The organism is Brevibacillus sp. FSL K6-2834 (genome assembly GCF_038592925.1).
Taxonomy (GTDB): domain Bacteria; phylum Bacillota; class Bacilli; order Brevibacillales; family Brevibacillaceae; genus Brevibacillus; species Brevibacillus borstelensis.
Genome location: NZ_CP151945.1, coordinates 1,428,072 through 1,452,517 on the forward strand (window position 1 = coordinate 1,428,072; position 24,446 = coordinate 1,452,517).

The window sequence follows — 24,446 nt, forward strand, 5'->3', positions numbered from 1 at the left end:
ATGGCATTGAAACAGACACTCATTGTCTATGAGGTGATGGACAGTCTATACGCTTCCGGGGAGAAGATCAAGGAACTGTTCTCTTCTTACAGCGATGTTCAGGTTGCAGTAGATACGGTGCAAGGAGACAAAGGCAAAACGGATTTCGTGAAAATCCTGATTCCCGGGACAGAGGGAAAATCCCGGGGAGGCTCGGCTCCGACACTCGGCATCATCGGGCAGCTCGGCGGGATCGGGGCCCGTCCGAGCCGGATCGGCATGGTATCGGATGCGGATGGCGCGGTGGCAGCGGTCGCCAGCGGCTTGAAGCTGGCGGAGATGGCGAGAAACGGCGACAGGCTGAAAGGAGACGTGCTGGTGACGACGCACATCTGTCCGGATGCGCCTACCCAGCCGCATGATCCCGTTGATTTCATGGACTCCCCTGTCGATGATCCGACGATGAACCGCTACCAGGTATGTCCGGAGATGGACGCGATATTGTCCATCGACACGTCCAAAGGAAACAGGCTGATCAATATCAAAGGCTTTGCGCTCTCCCCGACAGTGAAGGAAGGGTACATTTTGCGCGTCAGCGAGGATTTGCTGCGGATCATGGAAATGACGTCGGGACAGCTTCCGGCCACCTTCCCGATCACGCTCCAGGACATAACGCCGTACGGAAACGGCGTGTATCATTTCAACAGCATCATGCAGCCGGCTGTCGCGACAAAGGCTCCCGTGGTCGGAGTCGCCATCACGGCACAATCTGCCGTACCCGGCTGCGGCACAGGGGCCAGCCACGAAGTAGACATCGCAGCCACCGCCCGGTTCGCCATCGAGGTAGCCAAGGAGTTTACGGCTGGCACTTGCAGCTTCTATGATCAGACGGAGTACGACCGCCTCGTCAGCCTGTACGGCTCGCTGGCGGTATTCCAGACGATGGGCAGCCAAGAGACGCCGGGAGAATCGTCATGACGATGAAAAAGCTGGGGCTCGTCACGATCGGACAAGCGCCGCGGATGGATGTCGGCCCCATTTTCCAAAAATACGTCGGAGGCCGGGCGGAAATCATGCAGGCAGGCGTACTCGACGGCATGACCAAAGCGGAGGCGGAAGCGGCCTTTTCACCGGAAAAGGGTGACTACGTCTTGACCAGCAAGCTCGTGACCGGAGAGTCTGTGGTAATGTCCCGGGAAAAGATCGCGCCTGTACTCCAGCGAAAACTGCATGAGCTGGAGGAAGCCGGGTGCAATCCGATTGTCGTCCTGTGCACCGGGACATTCGAGGGGCTTGCCGCAAACAACGCCTTGTTGATCGAGCCCGATGTCATCCTGCGCTCGACCTTGTCCGCGATGCTGAAAAACAAGAGACTCGGTGTGATCGTTCCTCTGCTGGAACAGCAGGATGCGCTCGAAGACGAATGGGGGAGCCTTGTGGATGCCGTCTACGCAGCGGCTTCTCCATATGCGGAGGGAGAGACGGAACTGATCCGCGCCGCAAAAGAGCTGGCTGATCAAAATGTGGACGCGATCCTGATGGACTGCATGGGCTATGTAGAAGCGTCCAAGGCGGTCGTAGAGGCCTATGCGAACCTGCCTGTCATCCTGTCAAACGCCTTGCTTGCCAAAATCGTATCGGAACTGTACTAGGAGGGTATCGGGATATGGACACGCAATTGGTCGAAGTCAGCAAAAGCATATTGGTGACAAGTCTGGCGCTCAAGCAGGAGGATACGCTCCTGGTCGTCGCTGACCTGGAGAAAAAAGAGCTCGCGGAGGCGATTCAGAAGGCAGGTCTTGCGCTCGGAGCAGAATCGCTCCTGATGGTGATGAAGGAGCGGGAAAAGGACGGGGAAGAGCCGCCGACACCGATTGCCGAGGCGATGCGGGGAGCGGACGTCGTCGTTTGTGTGACGGAGTATTCCCTCACCCATACCGAAGCGAGAAAACGTGCAGCCGCGAGCGGCGCCCGTATCGCGACGATGCCGGGGATTACAGCCGACATGTTTCTTGTAGGAGCGATCACGGCGGACTACGGTCAGGTACAGGTGCTGACGGAGCAGGTGACACGGGTCCTGACAACTGGCCACACCGTACGGATCGAGAAGGACGGTCACTCGCTCAGCTTTTCCATCGCGGGCAGAGACGGGATTTCCAGTACGGGCGTGTATCGCAATCCCGGCGAGTCGGGCAATCTGCCTTCCGGGGAATCGTACATCGCACCTGTCGAGGGAACGGCATCGGGAAAAATCGTCGTAGACGGCTCGATTGCCGGTATCGGCAAGGTGAGCGGTCCTCTGCTCGTATCCGTTGACAAGGGACGGATCATCGATTTGGAAGGCCCTGATGCCGATCAGCTACTGGACATGCTGGGAGAGGGAGACGGCAGGCTGCTCGGGGAGTTCGGCATCGGCACCAATGACAAGGCGCGCATCACCGGAAATGTGCTCGAGGATGAAAAGGTATACGGCACGATTCACGTAGCCTTCGGCAGCAACCGGACGTTTGGCGGCACGATTTCAGCAGGTGTCCATATCGATCTGGTCGTCCACGAGCCGGACGTGTTCATCGACGAAGCGAAAATCCTTTCCAAAGGGAGGGTGACCATCCAGCCATGATCGGTATCATCCGGGTAATCACGACTGACGATGCGGACATTCTGAATGAGCACGGCAAGCTGATCGAGAGCAAGTACGGTGTCCAAACCGTATCCGCATGCATTCCCGATCAGCCGTACGGCATTTGCGACGAGGTGACGGAGCGGCAAGCAGTCCCGAAAATCGTCGCACTGGGTCAAAGGCTGGCCGCATCAGGCTGCCGGGTTTTGGTGATCAGCTGTGCGGATGATCCGGGAATCGATGCGCTGCGTCAGCAGGTGAGGGTGCCCGTGATCGGGGCGGGCAGTGCGGCGGCACTCCTTGCCAAAGGATACGGCGAGCCAGTCGGTTTGCTCGATATCGCTGCCGAACCGCCCCGGGTCATGAAGCGGATTTTAGGCAGGCAGCTCGCTTGGCATATATCTCCGCCAGGGGTGACCAATTCCGCAGAGGTCATGGCGCCCCACGGTCGGGAAGCAGCGCTGAACGCTGTACGGACGATGGTGAAAAACGGGGCAAAGACGATCGCGTTTGCGTGCACCGGGTATTCAACCATCGGCCTGGCACCGATCATTCGCAGGGAGTTTGGCGTGACCGTCATCGATCCAGTGGAGGCAGAAGGGCTTCTCGCCTGGTATATCGTCAAAAACAGTTGACAATTTTGGGCGGTCACAGCATCAGATGATATGGTCACAAGAGATGTCTGGCCTATAGTCTCTCAAGTTCAGCGAGCGGGCAGCACTCAGCACGAATCTTCCGTTTCTGGAAATATATATGGAAGCGAATGGCAATATCAGGACTCTTATACTATAATCGACATTGTATAAGGGAAGTGAGGCTGTGATACCGGTATGAGCTTGAAAACACTAGATAACGCTTTGGAAATTTTAAAATTTTTCACCGATGAAACCCCTGCCTGGGGTGTCCGCGAGCTGGCGAAAGAGCTGAATGTGAGCCATTCGATTGTTCATCGGGTTCTGGCCACCTATGAAAAGCACGGTTTTTTGGCGCAAAATCAGGTGACAAAAAAATATGTCCTGGGCATCAAATTTTGGGAGTACGGACAGCTTGTCCAGAAACGGCTGAAGCTCATTGACGCGATTCGGCCGATCATGCACCGGCTGTGCGAAGATACCGGCGAGTCGGTTATTTTGACGATATTGGAGGGAATCGAAGCGGTTGACATCGAGATCGTGGAGAGCCCGCAAAAGGTAAAATACGAGCTGACAGTGGGGAATCGAGCCCCTTTGTATGTCGGAGCTTCCAGCAAGGTGCTGATGGCCTATCTCCCGGAAGAAAAGCGGGCGGAAGTGATCGAACAAGGCTTGTCTCCCTATACAGACAATACAATCGTCGATCCGAACAAACTGATCGATGATTTGGACAACATCAAAAAGCAGGGATGGTGTTATTCCAGGGGAGAGTATTTCGAGGACACATTTGGCATCAGCATCCCGCTGTTCAACAAAGATCGGGAAATCGTCGCCTCCCTGTCCATCGCGGGTCCCAGCTACCGCATGCCCGAAGAAAAGGTACAGGAAGCGCTCCATATGCTCGAAAAAAGAGGGAAAGAAATTCAGGATTACCTGAGTCAAATAGAAGTTCATCAATTGTTTCAATAAGGCGAGTTACCCGCAATTGCTTCAAGGAAAGAAATCACCTGCAATTGTAAAAGGAAAGGGACGCATGCTCTTTATCCGCTTCTCGGCGAATAGAAGGCACGCGTCCCTTTTGCGTTCCCTGCTGATTATTCCTGGATAGCAGGGGTTATGTGTTTGTCTTTAGTGCGGCGATTCCATGAGACGGACAAAAACAGGCTGAACAGCAGCATGAAGGCTCCGAACAGGTACGGAAGATTGATGTGCACATCGAACAGGATACCGGCCAGAGAAGGACCGACGATATTCCCCAGGCTCATGTAGGCGTTGTTCATCCCTGCGACGAAGCCCTGCTCCTTGCCTGCCATTTTGGAGAGCAGCGTATTGATCGCGGGACGGAGGATCGATGTGAAAGTAAAGAAGATGAGGCACACCAGCATCACGTACCAGAAGTTTCCAGACAGCAGCATCAGCACCATAGTCACTGCGGAAACAAAAAAGCTGAGATTGATCAGCCGTTTTTCGCCGAAGCGGCGGAGCAGCTTGTCGATCAGAAGCGATTGAATGACAACGCCGATCAAAGCCCCGACTGTAATCAAAATGGAAATATCCTTTGGCGTATACCCGTATTTCTGATCGACGAACAGCCCGAAAATCGCCTCAAAGTTGGCCAGGCCAAACGTAAGGGTAAAGACCAGCACCAGGAGCACCAGATAAGGAGCTTTAAACGAATAGGCAAACTGCTTGAAAATGTTCTCCCGCTTTTTCTCTGAGCTGCGGGCTGCCAACTGGTCTTCCATTGACAAGGTTTCACGCAAAAACACGAAGGAAGCCAAGGTCGCAAAACAGGCGACAGCGGCAGACACATAAAACGGAACACGCAAGCCGTACTCGGCCAAAAACCCGCCGATCCCCGGCCCGATCACAAACCCGAGCGACATGGATGCTCCGAGGAGCCCCATCCCTTTTCCTCTTGCTTCCACACTCGTAATATCGGCGACGTAAGCCATCATGGAAGGGATCATGAACGCAGCGCCCATTCCCCCGATCAACCTTGACAGGTACAACAGCCACATCTGATCAGCGAGGGCAAAGATGAGTTGGGACAGTGCAAACGCGGCCAGCCCAATGACGATCATCCGCTTTCGGCCGTACTTGTCGGAAAACTCCCCGGCGATCGGTGAACAGATGAATTGGGTCAAGCCAAATGCGGCGACCAGATAGCCCAAGGCCGTACCGCTGGCCCCGAATTCCAGCATGAATTTTGGCAAAACCGGAATGATTAAGCCAATTCCAAGCATAGCAATGAACATGTTGACCATCAAGATGACGAGTGGCGCTTTTTGGATGCTCTGTTCTTTCATTCGATGGTTCTCTCCTCTCTCTCTGTTGCTCAATTTCTTTCAAAAACGCCACGGGACAGGAATCAGCATCCTTCCTGCTCGCAGAAAATAAGACCCATTATATAAAATCGGGGCATGGAAAGGCAACTGGGTCAAACTGTAAAATGTGCAAAATTTACAGTTTGCTGCTTTTGATGCAAAAATCCGCCTCCCATGGAAGAATTGTAGCAGCTATACCGTTAAGGATTGATGAAGATCGTGCAAAGATTTTGCGAGGGGAAAATGAAATGGGCAGTTTCAGGAAGCTTTTGCCTACGTTAGCGGCCAGGTGCCGCGGGTAAACGGGGAGCTCCCTTATACAGGAAAGGTTGGGGCAGAGGTCACGATTGAGCAAGCCCGCGAACTGGCGGAAATCTGTGTATTAAAAGGATTGAGCTGTCTGGAAGCCGAGCTCGGCAGTCTGGATAAAGTGGAGCAGGTATTGAAAGTGACCGGGTTTGTTCAGTCCGCTCCCGGCTTTTCGCAGCAGCCCAAAGTATTGGATGCCGCTTCAGAGCTGCTGCAAGCCATTTTTGGAGAAAAAGGACGGCATGCGCGCTCTGCAGTCGGTGTCGCTGAGCTGCCCGGGAATACACCGGTGGAAATCGAATTTGTGTTTGCAGTCAACGCAAATAAATGAAAGGAGAAGTGCCGATGATTCGACTGGAGCAAGTGAAGGAAGCGCGTCAACAAATCGCTGACGTCGTGCGAGTCACACCGCTCTTGAACTCCGAACAGCTCTCCCTGCGCTGCGGCAATGACATCTACTTGAAAGCGGAGCACTTGCAAAAGACAGGCTCGTTCAAAATTCGCGGAGCGACCAATAAGGTAAAGCAGGCTGTATCAGCAGGAGCCGCCTATGTGACGGCGGCATCCTCGGGCAATCACGGGCAGGCGGTGGCGTATATCGCGCAAAGGCTGGGGATTCCGGCGACGATTGTGGTACCTGAGGATGCTGCCCAGTGCAAGATCGACGCGATCCGGTCCTACCGGGGGGCGGTGGAGAAATACGGGTACACATCGGCAGAAAGGCTCCCGCGGGCAAAGGAGCTCGCAGCGAGCGAGAACGGCGTCTACATCCCCCCGTATGACGATCCTTCCATCATGGCCGGACAGGGAACCATCGGGCTGGAAATACTGGAACAGCTCAGCGACGTGGATGCGATCATCGTACCCATCGGCGGAGGCGGACTGATTTCCGGCATTTTGACTGCAGTAAAGGAATCCAGGCCAAAAGTCCGGGTGATCGGTGTGGAGCCGGCATTGGCAAACGATACATGGCTTTCGCTGAAGCAGCGAAGCATCGTGTCCGTCCCGGGCCCGAAAACAATTGCGGACGGCCTCAGGACGACGCAGCCGGGTGACCTTACCTTTCCAGTCCTGATGAAGCACCTCGATGATCTGGTCCTCGTCAGCGAGGAGGAAATCCGGCAGGCGTTGCGGTTTGTGCTGGAGCGCATGAAGCAGATGATCGAGCCGTCCAGCGCTACGACTGTGGCAGCAGCTATGTTCGGCAAGCTGCCATTCTCCGGCAAAAAAGTCGTGACGGTCATTTCCGGCGGCAATGTCGACGTCGATGGGCTTTACTTATTATTGAAAGCGTAAAAGAGCCAAATACGAGGAAGCATTGAATATTTTGACAGGCATGTGGCTTTTGGATCCTCCAAAAAATCCGCCTCTTTTCCAAATAATAGAGGTGGATTTTTCGTTTTTTTGCTATCTTAGCTTCACTGGAGGGATTTTTATATTCACACAGGCTATAATCAAGCGGACAATCTTTGACGAACTGAGCGATGAGCGGTTGGGATGGGCGTGTATTGAGCACGTCGTCGTGCCGTTGCGGGGCAAGCACCCGGATCACAAGGCTAGACCGATGCCCGTTTCCGGCGAATCTCGGAGGCGGGTTTTTTCATGTGTGCGTTTTTTGTAAGGGAATCTTAAGAATTTCTACGCAAAATTCCCGGTGTTTCTTCAGTAGAATACATAGAGTTCTTATCGCTTTGCTAAAAGAGGGAGAAGTCATGAATTCTACTATTTTAATCGTCGATGCTGAACGGGAATACGCGGAGTATATCGAGCTTTTCCTGAAAAACGAGAATTACAGCATTCACAAATGCGATACGGCCGAAGAGGCTCTTCGCTGTCTCGATTCTGTTCGGCCTGACCTTGCCATTATGGACGTCACGCTGCCGGGGATGGACGGATTCGCGCTCTGCCGACACATTCGGGAAACATCCTATTTTCCGATCATCATGCTGTCAGCACGAGACGAGGAAATCGACCGAATCACCGCCTTGGCGCTCGGAGCGGATGACTATCTCACAAAGCCGTGCCGTCCGCTGGAGCTTGTCGCTCGCGTAAAAGCACAGCTTAGAAGATACACAACATACAATCGTGATCCACAGCAGGAGGATGACAAAATCGCTTTTGCGGGTCTTCTATTAAATAGAAACTCCCACGAATGCTTCTTGAACGGAAACCTTTTGCCACTCACGCCTACCGAATTTTCGATCCTCTGGCTCTTGAGTGAGAACAGAGGACAGGTGGTCAGCTCCGAGAAATTGTTCCAGGAGGTTTGGGGAGAAAAATACTACAGTCATAATACCAACACCGTCATGGTTCATATCAGGAATTTGCGTGAAAAGCTGAATGACTCGGCAGAAAGTCCGACGTATATCAAAACGGTACGGGGCGTTGGCTACAAAATGGATCCGTAAACGGACAGACAACATCCGCATCTCTGCGCGAGAAATACGGCTGTTTTCCGATAGCGATACATTCATTTTGCTGCAAGCATGCGCTTTTGCTTTTCTGCATGGGCTTTGGGAAGATGGATGATTCCCGAAGCAGCCAAAACGCCGATGATGACGAGAGCGGCCCCGATCATTTGAAAGAACGTTATCGGGGTTCCTGAGGCAAATGTAATGATCATCGTAACGACAGGAACAAGATTGAAAAACAGAGAAGTTTTCCCAGCCCCGATTTCTTTTACCCCTTGATTCCACCACAGATAGCCCAAAACGCTTGTAAAGACAGCCATAAAGGCAACCGCGCCCCAAGCGCCGACCGGAACATCCGGAAGAGGAACAGGGTTGGACGTAAACAAAGAAGCGACGATTAACCCAATCGCGCCGGCCGCCATCGTGTATGTTGTCGTAGACAGCGGAGTGGCGTCCTTTATAAAGCGGCGTCCAAGCACGGCATATAGCGTCCAGCAAAGGTTGCCTGCAAAAATAAGCAGATCTCCGACTGAAACCGACAAGGTGGCGATCGCCTCCAGCGAGCCCTGGGTAATGACGAGAAACACGCCGATAAAGGCAAAAGCGATGCCGACTGCCTGTCTTTTCACAATTTTTTCCTTCAAGATCATCCGGGCGAAAATGGTCGTGAGCAAAGGATTCAATCCCATGATCAAGGCCGCGTTGACAGGTGACGTATATTTCATGCCGATAAAAAACAGAGCGTTGAATCCAAAGATCCCGACAATTCCAAGGACTGCATAGGCGATTGCATTTTTCTTGAGCAGGCTTTTGTTTACCCCTTCCGTCAAAAGCAAAATGACCAGCATGACCACGGCAGCCAAACCAAAACGCCACGCCGCCGCGGAGGAAGGCGCCAAGTATTCGACTGTGTATTTGGCGAGGTTGAAGGTGGCTCCTGTAAAAATAGAAAACCCGAGCAGCATCGCGTATATTTTCATAGGCTTCATTTGATGTTCACCCCTCACTCAGCATGGAATGGTAGGAGTCGAGCTTCGACTTTGTTGCCGCGATCACTTCTTCGAGCTCCTTCTTCTTCGCTTCCATATTCTCCAGATGCTTCGTTAAAATCTCGATGCGCCTGTTTAAGGATGGGGTAAGCTCCTTTATCGGCACATCCAGGTGAATCTTTTCCATGATACAGCCGTCTTTTACAAACTCATGGATTTCTTCCAGAGACATGCCGGTTTCCTTTACGCTCTTCAGGAACCGCATGAAGCGGAGATCCGTTTCCGTGTAGCAGCGTCTCCCCGCGCTGTCTCGTTTGGGCGGGGGGAGCAACCCGATTTTTTCGTAATACCGCAATGTATACGAGCTGATGCCGCACTTTTCAGCAGCTTCCCGAATGGTGAACAAGATCATCATCCCTCTCTGTAGATGTAGAACTAGCCTACCTCTTAGAGGTAACTCTAAGTCAAGCAAAGAAATGCAGTTCAAAAACGATTGTTTGCCGCTGTCTGGTATCATAGATCGATTCATTATCCGATCAAAGGAAAACCCTGCTCTTTGGTTCCGGGAATCCGAAGCAGGGTTGGTCGTTTTTTCAGGCCTCTATTCCAGCTCACCTGTTCTGGAAACGTCATGATTCCGTAATGATTTCGTAAGGATTCCCTTAGGCAAAGTTAAAGGACGGCCTGTCTCGTTTCGCTACAATACAATTGCCTGCTTCCCGCAAGCCGGGGCACAGGCATTGTTGGAGGAGGGAGCGGGAACCGATGGAAAAGAAAAAAATAGCCATCCTGTTTGGCGGATGTTCCACAGAGTATGAAGTTTCTCTGCAATCCGCCTATGCAGTCATAAAACACGTCAATCAATCCCGGTACGAAACGGTTTTGATCGGAATCACGAGGCAGGGAGAATGGCTTCGGTATAACGGAAGCCTTGAACAGATTATGGATGATACTTGGAGCACAGACCCGGGCTGCGTGCATGCCGTTATTTCTCCAAGCAGGCATGTTCGGGGTGTGATCGAGTTTCATCGGGACGGAATAAAAGCGACCAGGATCGATGCCGCATTTCCCGTCCTGCATGGAAAAAACGGCGAAGACGGCACGATTCAAGGCTTGCTTGAACTGGCCGGAATCCCTGTCGTGGGATGCGGCACGCTCAGCTCGGCGCTGTGCATGGATAAAGACATGGCTCACAAAATCGCCATGCAGGCGGGAATCAAGGTGCCCCGTTCCATCGTCGTAAACGGCAAAATCAGCGAGGGAGAATTGCAACAGTTGGTCCGGGAGCTTTCTTATCCGTTGTTTGTCAAACCTGCGAGGGCAGGGTCATCGTTTGGCATCACCAAAGTCGAGCGAGAAGACGGCCTTTTCAAAGCGGCGGTGAACGCTCTGGAGTACGATCCAAAAGTCGTCATCGAGGAGGGCATCGACGGATTCGAAGTAGGCTGCGCCGTGATGGGAAATGAGGAACTGATTATCGGCGAAGTGGACGAAATCGAACTGTCGCAAGGGTTCTTTGACTACACCGAAAAATATACGCTCAAAACCTCCAAAATCCACATGCCGGCCAGAGTCGACGAGCAGACAGCCGAACGGATAAAGCATACAGCGGCTGCGATCTACAAGGCGCTGGACTGCCGCGGCTTTGCCAGAGTCGACATGTTTGTAACGCCGGGGGGAGAGCTTGTTTTTAATGAAGTGAATACCATCCCGGGCTTTACCGCCCACAGCCGTTATCCGAATATGCTCAAGGGCATTGGCATGTCGTTTGAGGAAATCGTAGACAAGCTGATAAGGATGGCGATCGAGGAATGAACACATTGATTTTGGAACAAGCCAATATGCATAAAGGCAGCCTGATCTTGATCAACAGAATGCACCCGGTTTTTGAAGAGCCTGCGGAAGACATGCTCATCCCCGCAGATCACAGGCACCCGGACATTTTGCTGGAACGAAGGGCGGCGGCGATGTACGCAGCGCTGATTCACTCGCTCGACGGCGGAGAGCGGATCGTCCCTGTCAGCGGCTATCGCACAAAAAAAGAACAGGAAACCATCTACACCGAGTCGATGCGGGAAAACGGCGAGGAATTTACGCGAAAGTACGTAGCTTATCCGAACCACAGCGAGCACCAGACAGGGCTGGCGATTGACGTGGGCGAGCAGAAGGAAGAGATCGACTTTATCAGGCCGGACTTTCCCTATACCGGCATCTGTCAGGAGTTCCGGCTAAAAGCAGCGAGGTACGGGTTTATTGAACGCTACCCGCAAGGAAAAGAGGCCATTACAGGCATCGCCCACGAGCCCTGGCACTTCCGGTATGTCGGTTATCCGCATGCGGAGCTGATCCGGAAGCATCAGTTTACCCTGGAAGAGTATACGGAGTTTGTGAAAAGCTTCCCCTATGGGGGAGAGCACTTGTTGTTTGAAGCAGATGAACAAACAGCAGAAATTTTTTACGTACATGCCCTGTCTTCCCCGACAGTGCGGATTGACATTCCGAGCGGCGCCCGCTGCGAGGTGTCGGGAAATAACGTGGATGGATTCGTGGCAACGGTTTGGAGGAAGAACGGATGAAACAGGACGCGGGCTATGCGGGCATTGATACCTTTCGCATCATCGCAGCCTTTCTGGTTGTGGCCATCCACACGTACCCGCTCGTCTCCGTCAGCGAGACAGGGGACTTTATCTTGACGAGAATTTTGGGGCGGGTAGCCGTCCCGTTTTTCTTTATGGCAACGGGATTTTTTTTGCTGCCGCGATACATGGACGAGAAGCGTGGAGACAGGGGCAGCCTGGCCAAATTTTTTGTCAAGTCGTGCAAGCTGTATGGCATGGCGATCCTGCTTTTTCTCCCCGTAAACGTGTATGCCGGCTACTTTGAAACCACGCCGCTTTTGCCCAACCTGCTGAAGGATATTTTCTTCGATGGCACGTTTTATCATTTGTGGTACTTGCCGGCGACGATTCTGGGAGCAGGGCTCGTATATCTTCTGCTGCGAAGCTGCAAGACCGGCGTGGTGGCGTTGATTGCCGGGCTGCTTTACATGATCGGGCTCGGCGGGGACAGCTACTACGGCCTGACATCGCAGGTCCCGCTTTTTGCGCAGTTTTACGACGTGCTGTTCAGCTTCTCGGATTACACGCGAAACGGCTTGTTTTTTGCCCCGGTTTTTCTCTTGCTCGGCGGGCTGATCGCGCGGCAGACAAGCGGATTTGGCTTGAGAGAAAGCATGGGCGGACTTGCCGTTTCGCTCTTGCTTTTGCTCGCGGAAGGCTTGCTCTTGCACCATTTTTCTCTCCAGCGCCATGACAGCATGTACGTGATGCTGCTCCCCTGCATGTTTTTCCTGTTTCAATCCTTGCTTCTATGGAGGGGAAAAAGCAGCCGAAGCCTGCGGACCATTTCGATGATTGTCTACATCATTCACCCGCTGGCGATTATTGTCGTGCGCGGATTTGCCAAGATTGCAAAAATGCAGCCGCTTTTGATTGAAAATAGTATCGTCCACTATGTGGCGGTAGCCGCTCTGTCATTTGCGGGGGCTATCTTGCTCACCAAGCTGCTGCAGCGGAAGAGAGAAAGGAAGATCGTATGAAAAGCAGGGCGTGGGCGGAGATCAACTTGAACCATCTTCGCCACAATGCAAAGGTTTTAAAGAAGCTTTTGCCGCCGAAGTGCGAAGTGATGGCGGTCGTGAAAGCAAATGCATACGGGCACGGAGATGCGGTTGTCGCAAAGGAACTGAATCGAATCGGGATTTCTGCCTTTGCCGTGGCTGCCATCCGGGAGGGCGTACATCTGCGAAGACAGGGAATAACAGGAGAGATCCTCATCCTCGGTTATACTTCACCGGAGGAATTTGCGGATCTGGTCCGGTACGATTTGACGCAGACGGTCGTTGATTGCGAATACGGCAAGCTTTTGGATCAGTATGGACGCAAAATAAAGGTTCACGTAAAGATTGACACAGGGATGCACCGGCTCGGGGAGGACTATCAAAACGTACGCGGGATAGCCGGCATGTTTGCTTGCAAAAACTTGAGCGTGGAGGGCATCTTTACGCATCTTGGCATGGCCGATGATTCCAGCCCGGCGGGAATGAATTTCTCCCGCTTTCAGATCGACAATTTTTACAGCGTGCTGGCCCAGCTAAGGGATTGGGGATACGACCTGCCAAACGTACACATCCAGAGCAGCTACGGCGTGTTGAACTTTCCCGAGCTGCAGTGCGACTACGCCCGGATCGGCATTGCCTTGTACGGCGTGCTGAGTACGGCAGAGGATCAAACGAAGTTGTCCGTGGACCTGCGCCCGGTCCTCTCCTTGAAGGCGAGGGTAGCGCTCACAAAAGAGATCGGGGCGGGCGAGACCGTCGGGTATGGGTGCCGCTTTACCGCTCCTTACGACATGACAATCGCAGTCGTTTCCATCGGATATGCGGACGGCTTTCCCAGATGCTTGTCGTGCGGCGGCGGTTATGTGCTGGTGAAAGGGAAAAAGGCTCCTGTCATCGGCAGAATTTGCATGGACCAGCTCATGATCGATTGCAGCGGGATACCGGATGTCCGGCAAAATGACATCGTGACGCTGATCGGCGAGGACGGCACGGAGCGGATAACAGCGGAGCAGGTCGCAAAGCAGGCAGGAACGATTACGAATGAATTGTGCAGCAGGCTGGGAAATCGGCTTGAGCGCGTCTATGTGTCGGATTGACGGAAAACGGATCGTGGCAGGAAAAGACCCCGTCTGTCACATTTGCGCGGAGGCCGGGTTGTTGATTTTTGTTCATAATTGACGGCCGGCTTCCCAATCAAACTCCTCAAGAGTAAGATTTTGAAAATAATTTGAACAAAAAGTGAACAACAAGTGAAAAGTGTGTTACAATGTAAGTAACAATATTTCGAAAACACAAAGACAGGGGTCATGTGTTATGAATAACGGGATGAAAGCAGCAAACACACTCAAATGGTTCGCTTGGATCACTTTCTTCATCGGTGCACTTTTGTTCGTTACGCATGTAAGCGATTTCAGGGCGGAAAACTTCGGTCTGATGGCAGCGATCGGGTTTTTGATTGCAGCGTCGAATATTTTCCTGCTCAGCGTTGTATTTCGACTGCTTCATCTGGAACCGAACAGTTAAACCAGTATGACCAGACGGGCCAGGTCTATAATAAGGAAAGAACTCGAATCAAAACGATCCAACCGATAAAGCGGATGCTTGCCACAGCGGCAGCATCCGCTTTTTTTTTAGTTTCACTGAAAACATGACCATTTTTGGCAGATCAAATCCAATGCAGGAGATCGATAACAATATTATGATCAACTCGTGAACCCTTCTTGAACACTTTGTAACAAAATAAAGACAGAATGTTGAACGGTGTCAAAAACCCACTGCGGAAAATCGTTCTGTCTGTTAGTATGTGAAGGCGAAGAAAAGTTTAATTCATGTGAACAAATTGGGGACGATCGTTTCCTTTTCTGTGGCGAACGAGGAAGGGGTAGAAGAAATGAACAGAGCGAAGACGTTTCGTCAGATGGGCTTCTGGTTAATGGCGATTATCGCCAGCGTCCTGTTGTCGGGATGCGGAAGCGATTACGTTGTCCTGAATCCGAAAGGGCCTGTCGCAGAGACGCAGTACAATCTCATTATGATTTCCGTGATATTGTGCGCGATCATCATCATTCCGGTTCTTGCGCTTACTGCTTTTATCGTCTATCGATATCGGGATACCAAGGACAATAAAGCGCCATACAAGCCGGATTGGGCACACAGTACAACCCTTGAGGTTATTTGGTGGGGTATTCCGGTCATCATTATTGCGATCCTGGGATATTTCACGGTGCGGGATACTTACGCGTTGAAAGAATCGCCGAATCAGGCTGTGAAGCCGATGACCATTCAGGTTACTTCTTTGAACTGGAAATGGATGTTTACTTATCCTGAACAAAACATCGCAACAGTGAACTATCTGGAAATTCCTGCTGGCGTACCTGTTCAATTTCAATTGTCGGCGGACGGTCCTATGAACTCCTTCTGGGTACCGGAGCTTGGCGGCCAGATTTATGCGATGTCCGGGATGGCGACCGAGCTGTACCTGCAAGCGGATAAGCCTGGCGAGTTCTATGGCAGAGGAGCCAACTTTACTGGAGAAGGGTTCGCTCATATGGAATTCAAGGTAGAGGCCAAACCGCAGGAAGAGTTTGACAAATGGGTGCAGCAGGTGAAGAACACGACACCTGTTATGACGAAGGAAGATTACGAAGAGTTGAGAAAGCCTGGCTTGACGGATAAAAAGACGTATTCTGCATTCCCTGAAGGGTTGTTTGAAGAAATCGTCATGAAACACAGCCATGGACATGACATGGACTATGTCATGAAAAAACCGATGCCTGCAACCGGGCAGGAATCGGGCAACAAGACAGATGAGGCTTCTTCGACAGAAACCCATCATCACAACCACTAGTTGAGAGGGAGGAGGAATACCAAGTGTGGGAAAACATAAAGGAGTTTGCATCCACGTTCTTTGTAACAGGTGATCCACTGATCTACGGCGCGGACGTTTCCATCGCACTCACCGTGGTCGCGATCGTCTTCGTTCTGACCAAGTATAAAAAATGGGGCTGGCTGTGGCGCGAATGGCTGACCACGGTCGACCATAAGCGAATCGGGATCATGTACCTGATCGCCTCTCTGCTGATGCTGTTCCGGGGCGGGGTTGACGCCATCCTGATGCGTCTGCAGCTGGCATTCCCGAATGTGGAGTTTTTGCACTCCGATCACTATAATGCCATCTTTACGACACACGGTACGATCATGATTTTGTTCATGGCGATGCCGATGATGTTCGGTTTGTTCAACATGGTCGTTCCGCTGCAGCTTGGCGCGCGGGACGTTGCCTATCCGTTTCTGAACGCAGTCAGCTTCTGGCTGTTCATGCTGGGTGCGATGCTGTTCAACCTGTCGTTCGTCATCGGGGGCTCCCCGGATGCCGGCTGGCTGTCTTACCCGCCGCTTTCGGAAAATGATTTCAGTCCGGGGCCGGGGCAGAACTTCTGGATATGGGGGATACAGATCTCCGGTATCGGTAGTTTGGCCACGGGGATTAACTTCATCGTGACCATTTTGAAAATGCGCGCTCCTGGCATGAAGTTGATGAAAATGCCGTTGTTTAGCTGGTCCGTACTGTCCAGTTGTATCATGATTATCTTTGCTTTCCCGATTTTGACCGTAACACTGGCGCTGCTGTTCCTCGACCGCTTTGCAGGTGCCCACTTCTTCACTATGGACGGCGGCGGTAATCCGATGATGTACCTCAACCTGATCTGGATGTGGGGTCACCCGGAAGTATACATCGTGGTCGTGCCGGCCTTCGGTATCTTCTCTGAGGTCGTGGCTACGTTCTCGAAGAAAACAGTCTTTGGCTACAAATCCATGGTGGCAGCCTTGATGACGATTGCGATCGCATCGTTCTTCACCTGGGCTCACCACTTCTTTACGATGGGTACGAGCGCAAGCGTTATCGCGTTCTTTGCGATATCGACGATGGTCATCGCGATTCCGACCGGGGTGAAGGTGTTCAACTGGCTGTTCACCATGTTCCGCGGACGGATTTCGTTCAAACAGCCGATGCTGTGGACGATCGCGTTTATTCCTTGCTTCCTCGTAGGGGGAGCAACCGGGGTTATGCTGGCTGTCGCTCCAGCGGACTATCAGTACCACAACAGCTACTTCTTGATTGCTCACTTCCACCAAGTGTTGATCGGTGGGGTTGTGTTCGGTTACCTGGCAGGTATCTACTACTGGTGGCCAAAACTGTTCGGCTTCAAGCTTGACGAGAAGCTCGGAAAATGGGGCTTCTGGTTCTGGAATATCGGTTTCTACGTTTGCTTCATGCCGCAATACGCGCTTGGTTTCATGGGTATGACCCGTCGCTATTACACGTATGGATGGGACCGCGGTTGGGCTGACCTCAACCTGATTTCCACCGTCGGGGCGTTCCTGATGGGGATCGGCTTCATCTTCCAAGTATGGCAGATCGTCTACAGCATCAAGCACGGTGAACGCGACACAACAGGCGATCCGTGGAACGGACGCACGCTGGAATGGTCTATTCCGTCCCCGGCACCGTTTTACAACTTCGCCGTCGTTCCTGAGGTAAAAGAAGCGGACGACTGGTGGCATACAAAACAAGCGATGGCAAACGGCACCTATAAAAAAGAGCCTGTGCATCTGGAACCGATCCATATGCCGAAAAACTCGGGTATTCCGTTTATCATGTCCTGCTTCTGGTTCTTGGTCGGATTTGGCTTTACGTTCGGCTGGGTATGGATGGCCGTGATTGGATTTATTGGCGTGGCCCTGTCGATGTGGGCGCGTTCCTTCCAATATGATACGGATTATTACGTACCGGTGGATGAAGTGCGCAGCACGGAGGCTTCACTGGGGAGGGTTGTATAATGCAACAAGTGGCAAAACATCACGACCATAGTCACGGGCACGACCACGATCATGGTCATGAAGATCATGAGCAGCTCAAAGTACTTGGTTTCTGGATATTCGTTGTAACCGACTGTATCTTGTTTGGTACGCTGTTTGCCACCTATGCGGTGCTGATGCACAACTACGCTGGTGGCCCGACACCAAAGGAACTGTTTCAAATGCCGGGTGTCATCGCGGAAACCTTTATCCTGTTGACCAGCAGCTTCACCAGCGGTTTGGCTGTTCTGGCAATGAACAAAGGAAACGTGAAAAAGCTGATTGGCTGGCTGGTTGTAACAGCGCTGCTCGGCTTGGGCTTTATCGCGCTGGAGGTTACCGAATTTGTGCACATGGTGCATGAAGGTGCGACCATTTCCACCAGTGCGTTCCTCTCCGCGTTCTATACGCTGGTCGGTACGCACGGTCTGCACGTCTCGGTAGGTTTGTTCTGGATGGTGGCGATCATGATCCAGCTCGCCCGCCGCGGGATTACGCCGGTTACCCGCCGCAAAGTGACCAACCTGAGCTTGTACTGGCACTTCCTGGACGTCGTGTGGATCTTCCTGTTCACGGTCGTCTACCTGTTGGGGGTGATGTAGGATGCATCATGAAAACCATGACAACCACAATCATGGATCGCTCAAATCGTATGTGATCGGCTTTATCTTGTCGATTGTGCTGACCATTATCCCGCTCGTGCTGGTTATGAACCACATGCTTGAAAAAACGGCACTCGTGATCACGATCATGGTGATGGCCATCTTGCAATTTATTGTGCAGCTATTCTTCTTCATGCATATCAGAGAGGGAGAAAAGCCGCGATACAATGTGCAAACCCTGATCCTGGGGCTGGTGATCGTGTTTACGATCGTTGCCGGTTCTATCTGGATCATGACGTTCAACAAGTACTAAGGTTCGAAAGTGAACCAAGAGCATAGCAAAGCGCTTCCCGATTAAGGGGAGCGCTTTTTTGCATACGGAGAACGATTCATTTTAAAAGAAGGATTGGAAAGTGGCCGTAGTGGGGAGAAGCGTCTTATTTTTAAAGTAATTCGGGGAAGAAAAGGATGAAAAGCCCGGGACTTTTTCTTTGGATATTCCGACTGGATTGCGAATATGAATCTTACGTGATCTGGATGAACGACTGCAGATTGTCGGATGCAGTCAACCGGATGATCGGGTATAGACTAGCTATCGGGATGCATTGTCAACTGTATGAACATGTGCAAGCTAGAAGTCGGATGAAGCGTCACCTGCTTTGATAGGGAGCAAGTACGCCGTAAAGCAGCAGCTCGGACATTTCTTCCGTCAACTGCTCCGGCTGTTTCTCCCCGGTCACGATCCATCGCTCGGTCAACTGGTCAATCATGCCGACGATGCAGCAGGCGGCCACTTCGGGGACCAGCTCTTTGCGAATATGGCCGGCTTGCTGATTGTTCAGGATGTGGGCGCTCAATAGCGCGATTACTTTTTCCTTCATTTCTTTTGCGTCTGGAGACTCAAACCAGGCGATCCGGGTCAGTTCGGGCTCGGATTGCAGAAAGGCAAAGACGTCCCGCAGATTTTCTTTGATTTGCCTGGCTGCTTCTCCCGGAGCGAGCGACGCCACTTTTCCGGCTGATTGGGCGAGCGTTGCCAGCTTCATCCGAAAGCTGTCCACCAGCTCTGTAAAGATGGCTTCCTTGCTCGGAAAATAGAGATAAAAAGCAGCCTGGGTCAATCCGGCGGCTTTGACGATGTCGCTGACTTTGGTATGGTGGTAGCCTTTGCGGGCAAACTGGGCAGTCGCGGCAGCAAGCAGCCGCTGTCTGCTGGCCTCGCCTTTTGCGGTCCTGTTTCGTTCTTGTGTTTCCATCCTTGGTTCCCTCCCAAACAAAAGCGACGAGAAAAGTAACTTACCAGTTATTTTTATCACTACTGCGGAGCAGGCGTCAAGAATGGAGACTGCTGATGGTAAGATTGAAAAACCGCGGGCAAACTGTAAAAAATGGTTTCTATTTTTGTTACTTATTATATAATTAAGTTGATTAAAAGAAGTCCAGAAAGGGTGTGTTGACATTATGTACGATATCGCCATTATTGGAGCAGGTCCAGCCGGGGCAAGCGCAGCGCTTTTTGCAGCCAAGGCGGGAAAGAGCACTTTGCTTCTCGACAATGACAAAAGCATGACCAAACGGGCTTGGATTGAGAATCACTACGGAGTAGAGGGAATTACCGGACCGGACATGGTAGAGCTGGGGAAAAAGCAAGCGGCGCACTTCGGCGCTGAGCTGGTCGCTGCCCAAGTAACTGATATTTCCAAATCAGGCGATGGTTTTGTGATTGCCGCAGGAGAAAACGCGACATATGAAGCCAAGCATGTCATCCTCGCCACCGGCGTACTGGTCGAACTGGCGGAAAAAGCAGGCGTGGCGACAAAGCCTGGCACCGAACCCCGGATCAAAACAGTCATCGACGCAGATGCGGCAGGGAAGACCAACGTACCCGGATTTTGGGCTGCCGGGACATGCGCGGGAGCCAGCGTCCACACGATTATCACCGCAGGCGACGGAGCCAAGGTAGCGATCAATGTCATCAGCGAGCTGAACGGCGAGCGCTACGTCGACCACGATATATTGAAGACAAATTAATCAGCCATTTCTTGCTTCCCCAGGCACCTTTTTCTTGTATAATAGTTCTGAAGTCATTATTGATTTGGGCAGAACCATTTGCTACATAGATCAGGTTACTTACGGAGCTGAATACGAAATGAAAAAAGTCCTGGGGATTACATTGATGGTGGCCTTGCTTGGCCTCAATGCGTACATTTGGCCTGCGCTGATCAAGTCGGTATCGGCGGGGACAAAGGCAGCGGAGCCAAAGGCCGAATCTCGCGTGCAGGCGACAGCGGCAGGGACGGATTTTTCCAACCAAGACCCGAAAAAGACCGAGGTCGCTTTTCAGCAGTTCGCAGCTAGAGAAAATACCGCTGCTTCCCCTCAATTGCAATCTGCAGGGGCGGGGGAACAGAAGCAAACGGCCCAGTCGGCGGCCTCCAAGTCTCCGGCCAAGAAGGCCACTCAGACTGCAACTGCGAGAAAAAAGACGCAGCCGAAAAAACAGGCAGCAAAGAAAACACCGGCACCAAAGGTACAGACGCAGCAACAGCCGGAAGCTTCTCCTGGCTATAACGCTCCGTTTTACACGGACGAGGGCGTTTATGTAGTCGATTACGGCAGTCAGCGAAGCAATTGGGTCGAGCTCTCGGATGGGTCTATCATGCGCAAAAGCGATGGGGTGCGGACCTTTAATATGCCGTTCTCCAAAAATGTGTACACCGGAGAGATCAAGCCGATGGTGGAACCGATATCGGAAGCCGGATACAAAATGTATCAGAGCCAGCAGGCTGGCTTTCAACCGTCTGTAACTACGCATTACAGCAATCCCCGCTGATCGCCAGGCTGATGAGAATGACGGGTTAACCGCATCTCGGGGCCTGAGCGGTCCAGCGGTCTTCCTTTTACAGCGCCATGTCATGTGCGCTGTTTTTTTATCAATCTTTTCATAACAACTCGTTGGCCTGGATTACAATATAATTCGTGGGCAAGCATGGAAATAGGAGGGGTGCGGCGTGATTGCCAAAGAAAGCAAAACGGGATTTGTCGTAGCCGGGCTCCTGCTCGGTCTGCTGATGGCATCGATGGACAATACGATTGTGGCTACAGCCATGGGGACGATAGTGTCCGAGATGGGGGGAATGGACAAGTTCGTCTGGGTGACCTCCGCTTATATGGTAGCCACGATGGCGGGGATGCCGATCTTCGGAAAGCTGTCCGACATGTACGGACGCAAACGGTTTTACATTTTTGGCCTTGCCGTCTTTTTGCTGGGCTCCATCCTGTGCGGGACAGCGGGCAGCATGATCGAGCTGAGTGTATACCGGGCGATCCAGGGGATTGGCGGAGGCGCGCTGATGCCGATTGCCTTCACCATCATTTTTGATATTTTCCCGCCGGAAAAACGGGGAAAGATGACCGGACTGTTCGGAGCTGTCTTCGGTACATCCAGTGTCTTTGGTCCGCTGCTTGGAGCATACATAACGGAGTATTTCGGCTGGCATTGGGTCTTTTACATCAATGTGCCGATCGGGCTATTGTCCCTGCTTTTTATCAGTCTGCACTACAAGGAGTCGCTGGCGCACAACAAGCAAAGCATTGACTGGTGGGGTGCGATAACCCTGGTCGGTGCCGTCGTCAGCTTGATGTTTGCTCTGGAGCTTGGCGGCAATCAGTACGCATGGGATTCGGTTCAGATCATCGCGTTGTTCGCTGTGTTTGTGATCCTGTTTGCCGCCTTTATCGCGGTTGAGCGGAAGGCAGCGGAACCGATCATCTCGTTTGCCATGTTCAGAAAGCGTTTGTTTGCCGCGAGCAACGGCGTGGCGCTCCTGTACGGCTCGGCGTTTATCATTGCGACCATCTACATTCCGATCTTTATTCAAGGCGTATTTGGCGGGAGCGCGACCAACTCCGGCCTGCTGCTCACGCCGATGATGCTCGGCTCTGTTGCCGGCAGCCAGGTCGGAGGGCTGCTCACGACCAAGACGAGCTTCCGCAACATCATGCTGATCTCAGCCGTGTTTTTCGTTCCGGGGCTTCTTTTGCTCGGAACGCTCTCGCCGGAAACCTCGCGCGTCATGGTAACGATTTATATGATTCTTACCGGCTTTGGCGTCGGGTTCTCTTTTTCCGTCCTGGGGATGGCGGCGATTCACAATTTTGACATGCGGCAGCGAGGATCTGCCTCGTCGACCAACTCCTTTTTCCGTTCGCTCGGGATGACGCTGGGGATCACGATTTTTGGCATCATTCAGCGAAATTTGTTTGAGAGTGGCTTGAGCACTGCTCTTGCGGGAAATGGCGGTGCGATTCCAGGCGGGTCACTCTCCGATCCGAGAGCTATTCTATCGCCGGAGACAAGAGCACAAATTCCGGCTCCCGTTTTGGAAAAAATAACGGACACGCTGGCAAGCTCCATCGCCCATACCTTTCTTTGGGCGCTGGTCCCCGCCATTCTGGCCGTTCTGTTTATCCTGATGATGGGAAATGAGCGGGTGGCAGCTCCCGTTGGGCAGGCGAAGTCGCCCAAGCCTGCCGGGGATCGTACATAGTCGGGGGAGAGGCGAGATCTCCGCATGGAGACAGACGCATCACTCTTGTATTTATTCCTTCCGATTAAGCGATAAACGACGATAAACGACGGTAAAAAGCTCCGAGGCTGCAAGCTGGCCCCGGAGCTTTTTTGATCAGACGGACGTTGTTCTGGTGTCGAAGGAAACCTACGTAGCCCGTGCCCAAATCGCCAGGGAGACAGAGTTTCCAGGGTTGATAAACCGATGGGGCGACGAGCTGTTGAAACCGATGCTGTCGCCTTCGTACAGATGGTACTCGCGATCGGCGAGCAGCACCTTCAGCTCGCCCTTGAGAATGAAGCCGCACTCTTCTCCGGAGTGGGAAATCTGCTCCTGCTCCAGTGTCTCCCCGGGCTCGATTTCGATCAGCAGGAATTCGATTTTTCCGGCCTGTATGGGCGTGAGTACGTGATACTTGACGTGAGTGTTCTTCAACTGAATGATCTTGTGCTGATCGCGTCGGATGACAGGTTCTTCGTCATCCTTTGCCTTGAAAAAATGATTGATCGGTACATCGAGAGCGGAGCAGATTTTCCAAAACGTTCCTACGGTGGGATCGACCAGGCCGCGTTCGATTTGGGAAAGCAGGCTCATGCTGAGACCGGTCCGATTGGCAAGATTTTGCAGGGTCAGCTGTTTTTGTTTGCGGATTTCTCTAAGTTCCGCTCCGTTGAACATGGTATCGACCTTCTTTGCTATGCAAGCTAGTCTGTTGGCTCATGTGTTCTTCATTCATGCGTGAAGAGAGGCGTTTTCCTTGTGCAGGCTTGGAAGGGACGACAACAAGGTCTTCGTGTAGGCTTCCTGCGGATGCTTAAAAATGTCTTCAACGGTTCCCGTCTCCACAATTCTTCCCTTCTGCATGACGGCCATCCGGTCGCACATGTAGCGAATGACCGCCATGTTGTGCGAGATGAAGAGATAGGTGAGGCCCCGTTCGCGCTTTAACTCCTTCAATAAATTGAGGACATGCGCCTGAACGGAAACGTCCAGAGCCGAGGTGGGTTCGTCCAAGATAACGAACGTCGGATCGGTAATCAGGGCCCGTGCGATGGCGATTCGCTGGCGCTGGCCTCCGCTGAATTCGTGGGGATAGCGCGGCAGATGCTCCGGCTTGAGGCCTACCCGTGCGATCAGGGCGTGCAATCGTTCCGTGCTGCCCTTTTGCCTCCGTTCATCGGCAGGCAGGGCCCACAGCGGCTCGAGTATGATGTCTTGAACCTTCATCCGCGGATCGAGAGAGGACTGCGGGTCCTGAAAGACGATCTGCATCTCGCCAGGCTTCCTTCTGTTGAATTTTTTCCCGTTCCAAAGCGGACTTCCTTGGTACAGAAGGGACCCGGAAGTCGGGTATTCCAGTCCTGTTACCATTTTTCCCAGCGTGCTTTTGCCGGAACCGGATTCGCCAATCAGGCCAAACGTCTCACCGGGATAGATCGAAAAAGCGGCGTCAGAGACAGCGTGAAACAGTTGGCTTCCCTTCCCGTATTGCTTGCTGACGCCGGAAAGCTGCAGCAGTGCTTCCAT

Annotated in this window: 23 protein-coding genes and 2 pseudogenes; 19 read left to right on the forward strand and 6 right to left on the reverse strand. The window is 52.5% G+C overall.

Going from position 1 to position 24,446, the window contains the following annotated elements:
• The 5 genes from NST96_RS07175 (at position 1) to NST96_RS07195 (ending at position 4,200) form a co-directional block, all read left to right on the forward strand.
• Positions 1-957: a DUF1177 domain-containing protein gene (locus NST96_RS07175; protein ID WP_003388159.1), complete on the forward strand. Its 957-nt coding sequence runs from the start codon at positions 1-3 to the stop codon at positions 955-957.
• Positions 954-1,631 (forward strand): AroM family protein, encoded by a 678-nt coding sequence (locus NST96_RS07180; RefSeq protein WP_003388158.1) that lies wholly within the window; start codon positions 954-956, stop codon positions 1,629-1,631. Before NST96_RS07175 ends, NST96_RS07180 begins: the two co-directional genes overlap by 4 nt.
• Positions 1,632-1,645: 14 nt before the next feature.
• The gene (locus NST96_RS07185) at positions 1,646-2,599 is read left to right on the forward strand and encodes an aminopeptidase (protein WP_342405858.1); all 954 of its coding nucleotides are present in this window, start codon (positions 1,646-1,648) and stop codon (positions 2,597-2,599) included.
• A complete protein-coding gene (locus tag NST96_RS07190) occupies positions 2,596-3,234 on the forward strand; it encodes an aspartate/glutamate racemase family protein (protein ID WP_122958617.1) in 639 nt (212 codons plus the stop codon). The genes NST96_RS07185 and NST96_RS07190 overlap by 4 nt, the downstream gene beginning before the upstream one ends.
• Positions 3,235-3,429: 195 nt before the next feature.
• Positions 3,430-4,200: an IclR family transcriptional regulator gene (locus NST96_RS07195; protein WP_024983492.1), complete on the forward strand. Its 771-nt coding sequence runs from the start codon at positions 3,430-3,432 to the stop codon at positions 4,198-4,200.
• Between the two features lie 125 nt (positions 4,201-4,325).
• Here NST96_RS07195 and NST96_RS07200 read toward each other — a convergent pair whose 3' ends face one another.
• Positions 4,326-5,573 carry an MFS transporter gene (locus tag NST96_RS07200; protein WP_255320275.1) on the reverse strand — a complete coding sequence of 416 codons (1,248 nt, stop codon included), beginning with the start codon at positions 5,571-5,573 and terminating at the stop codon, positions 4,326-4,328.
• 262 nt (positions 5,574-5,835) lie between these two features.
• Between NST96_RS07200 and NST96_RS07205 the strand changes: the two are divergent.
• The 3 genes and pseudogenes from NST96_RS07205 to NST96_RS07215 all read left to right on the forward strand — a co-directional run.
• Positions 5,836-6,198, forward strand: a pseudogene (locus NST96_RS07205) (RidA family protein); the annotation flags it as partial.
• 14 nt (positions 6,199-6,212) lie between these two features.
• The gene (locus NST96_RS07210; protein ID WP_342405863.1) at positions 6,213-7,163 is read left to right on the forward strand and encodes a threonine/serine dehydratase; all 951 of its coding nucleotides are present in this window, start codon (positions 6,213-6,215) and stop codon (positions 7,161-7,163) included.
• A 416-nt stretch (positions 7,164-7,579) separates the two neighbouring features.
• On the forward strand, positions 7,580-8,275 hold the full coding sequence (locus NST96_RS07215) for a response regulator transcription factor (RefSeq protein ID WP_003388149.1): 696 nt from the start codon (positions 7,580-7,582) through the stop codon (positions 8,273-8,275).
• A gap of 62 nt (positions 8,276-8,337) precedes the next feature.
• Here NST96_RS07215 and NST96_RS07220 read toward each other — a convergent pair whose 3' ends face one another.
• Positions 8,338-9,267, reverse strand: a complete 930-nt coding sequence (locus NST96_RS07220; RefSeq protein ID WP_342405865.1) for an EamA family transporter — start codon at positions 9,265-9,267, stop codon at positions 8,338-8,340.
• Positions 9,268-9,274: 7 nt separating this feature from the next.
• Positions 9,275-9,679, reverse strand: coding sequence for a MerR family transcriptional regulator (locus tag NST96_RS07225; protein ID WP_081924324.1), 405 nt, complete (start codon positions 9,677-9,679; stop codon positions 9,275-9,277).
• Positions 9,680-10,032: 353 nt separating this feature from the next.
• Between NST96_RS07225 and vanG the strand changes: the two genes are divergently transcribed.
• From vanG to cyoD, 8 genes and pseudogenes are all read left to right on the forward strand, one after another.
• Positions 10,033-11,082, forward strand: coding sequence for a D-alanine--D-serine ligase VanG (gene vanG, locus NST96_RS07230; protein ID WP_024983485.1), 1,050 nt, complete (start codon positions 10,033-10,035; stop codon positions 11,080-11,082).
• Complete coding sequence (locus tag NST96_RS07235) at positions 11,079-11,843, forward strand: M15 family metallopeptidase (protein WP_342405868.1); 765 nt, start codon at positions 11,079-11,081, stop codon at positions 11,841-11,843. The genes vanG and NST96_RS07235 overlap by 4 nt, the downstream gene beginning before the upstream one ends.
• Positions 11,840-13,983, forward strand: a pseudogene (vanT, locus tag NST96_RS07240) (serine racemase VanT catalytic subunit). Before NST96_RS07235 ends, vanT begins: the two are co-directional and overlap by 4 nt.
• Positions 13,984-14,200: 217 nt before the next feature.
• Complete coding sequence (locus tag NST96_RS07245; protein WP_003388141.1) at positions 14,201-14,410, forward strand: hypothetical protein; 210 nt, start codon at positions 14,201-14,203, stop codon at positions 14,408-14,410.
• A gap of 307 nt (positions 14,411-14,717) precedes the next feature.
• Positions 14,718-15,734: a cytochrome aa3 quinol oxidase subunit II gene (gene qoxA, locus NST96_RS07250; RefSeq protein ID WP_251255160.1), complete on the forward strand. Its 1,017-nt coding sequence runs from the start codon at positions 14,718-14,720 to the stop codon at positions 15,732-15,734.
• A 23-nt stretch (positions 15,735-15,757) separates the two neighbouring features.
• A complete protein-coding gene (locus tag NST96_RS07255; RefSeq protein ID WP_003388139.1) occupies positions 15,758-17,728 on the forward strand; it encodes a cbb3-type cytochrome c oxidase subunit I in 1,971 nt (656 codons plus the stop codon).
• Positions 17,728-18,348 carry a cytochrome o ubiquinol oxidase subunit III gene (cyoC, locus tag NST96_RS07260; RefSeq protein ID WP_003388138.1) on the forward strand — a complete coding sequence of 207 codons (621 nt, stop codon included), beginning with the start codon at positions 17,728-17,730 and terminating at the stop codon, positions 18,346-18,348. The genes NST96_RS07255 and cyoC overlap by 1 nt, the downstream gene beginning before the upstream one ends.
• 1 nt (position 18,349) lies before the next feature.
• Positions 18,350-18,661, forward strand: a complete 312-nt coding sequence (cyoD, locus tag NST96_RS07265; RefSeq protein WP_003388137.1) for a cytochrome o ubiquinol oxidase subunit IV — start codon at positions 18,350-18,352, stop codon at positions 18,659-18,661.
• Positions 18,662-18,998: 337 nt separating this feature from the next.
• Here the strand turns inward: cyoD and NST96_RS07270 are convergent, their stop codons facing one another.
• Positions 18,999-19,604, reverse strand: a complete 606-nt coding sequence (locus NST96_RS07270; protein ID WP_003388136.1) for a TetR/AcrR family transcriptional regulator — start codon at positions 19,602-19,604, stop codon at positions 18,999-19,001.
• A gap of 205 nt (positions 19,605-19,809) precedes the next feature.
• On the opposite strand from NST96_RS07270, the gene NST96_RS07275 reads away from it, so the two are divergent.
• The 3 genes from NST96_RS07275 to NST96_RS07285 all read left to right on the forward strand — a co-directional run bounded on the left by NST96_RS07275 (position 19,810) and on the right by NST96_RS07285 (position 22,898).
• Positions 19,810-20,379: an FAD-dependent oxidoreductase gene (locus NST96_RS07275; protein WP_003388135.1), complete on the forward strand. Its 570-nt coding sequence runs from the start codon at positions 19,810-19,812 to the stop codon at positions 20,377-20,379.
• Positions 20,380-20,497: 118 nt separating this feature from the next.
• Positions 20,498-21,181 carry a hypothetical protein gene (locus NST96_RS07280; RefSeq protein WP_024983481.1) on the forward strand — a complete coding sequence of 228 codons (684 nt, stop codon included), beginning with the start codon at positions 20,498-20,500 and terminating at the stop codon, positions 21,179-21,181.
• Positions 21,182-21,359: 178 nt separating this feature from the next.
• Positions 21,360-22,898, forward strand: coding sequence for an MDR family MFS transporter (locus NST96_RS07285; RefSeq protein WP_003388133.1), 1,539 nt, complete (start codon positions 21,360-21,362; stop codon positions 22,896-22,898).
• Between the two features lie 168 nt (positions 22,899-23,066).
• Here NST96_RS07285 and NST96_RS07290 read toward each other — a convergent pair whose 3' ends face one another.
• Entirely contained in the window at positions 23,067-23,597 is a 531-nt protein-coding gene (locus NST96_RS07290; protein WP_003388131.1) for a cupin domain-containing protein, read from the reverse strand.
• 54 nt (positions 23,598-23,651) lie between these two features.
• The gene (locus NST96_RS07295; protein WP_122958619.1) at positions 23,652-24,446 is read right to left on the reverse strand and encodes an ATP-binding cassette domain-containing protein; all 795 of its coding nucleotides are present in this window, start codon (positions 24,444-24,446) and stop codon (positions 23,652-23,654) included.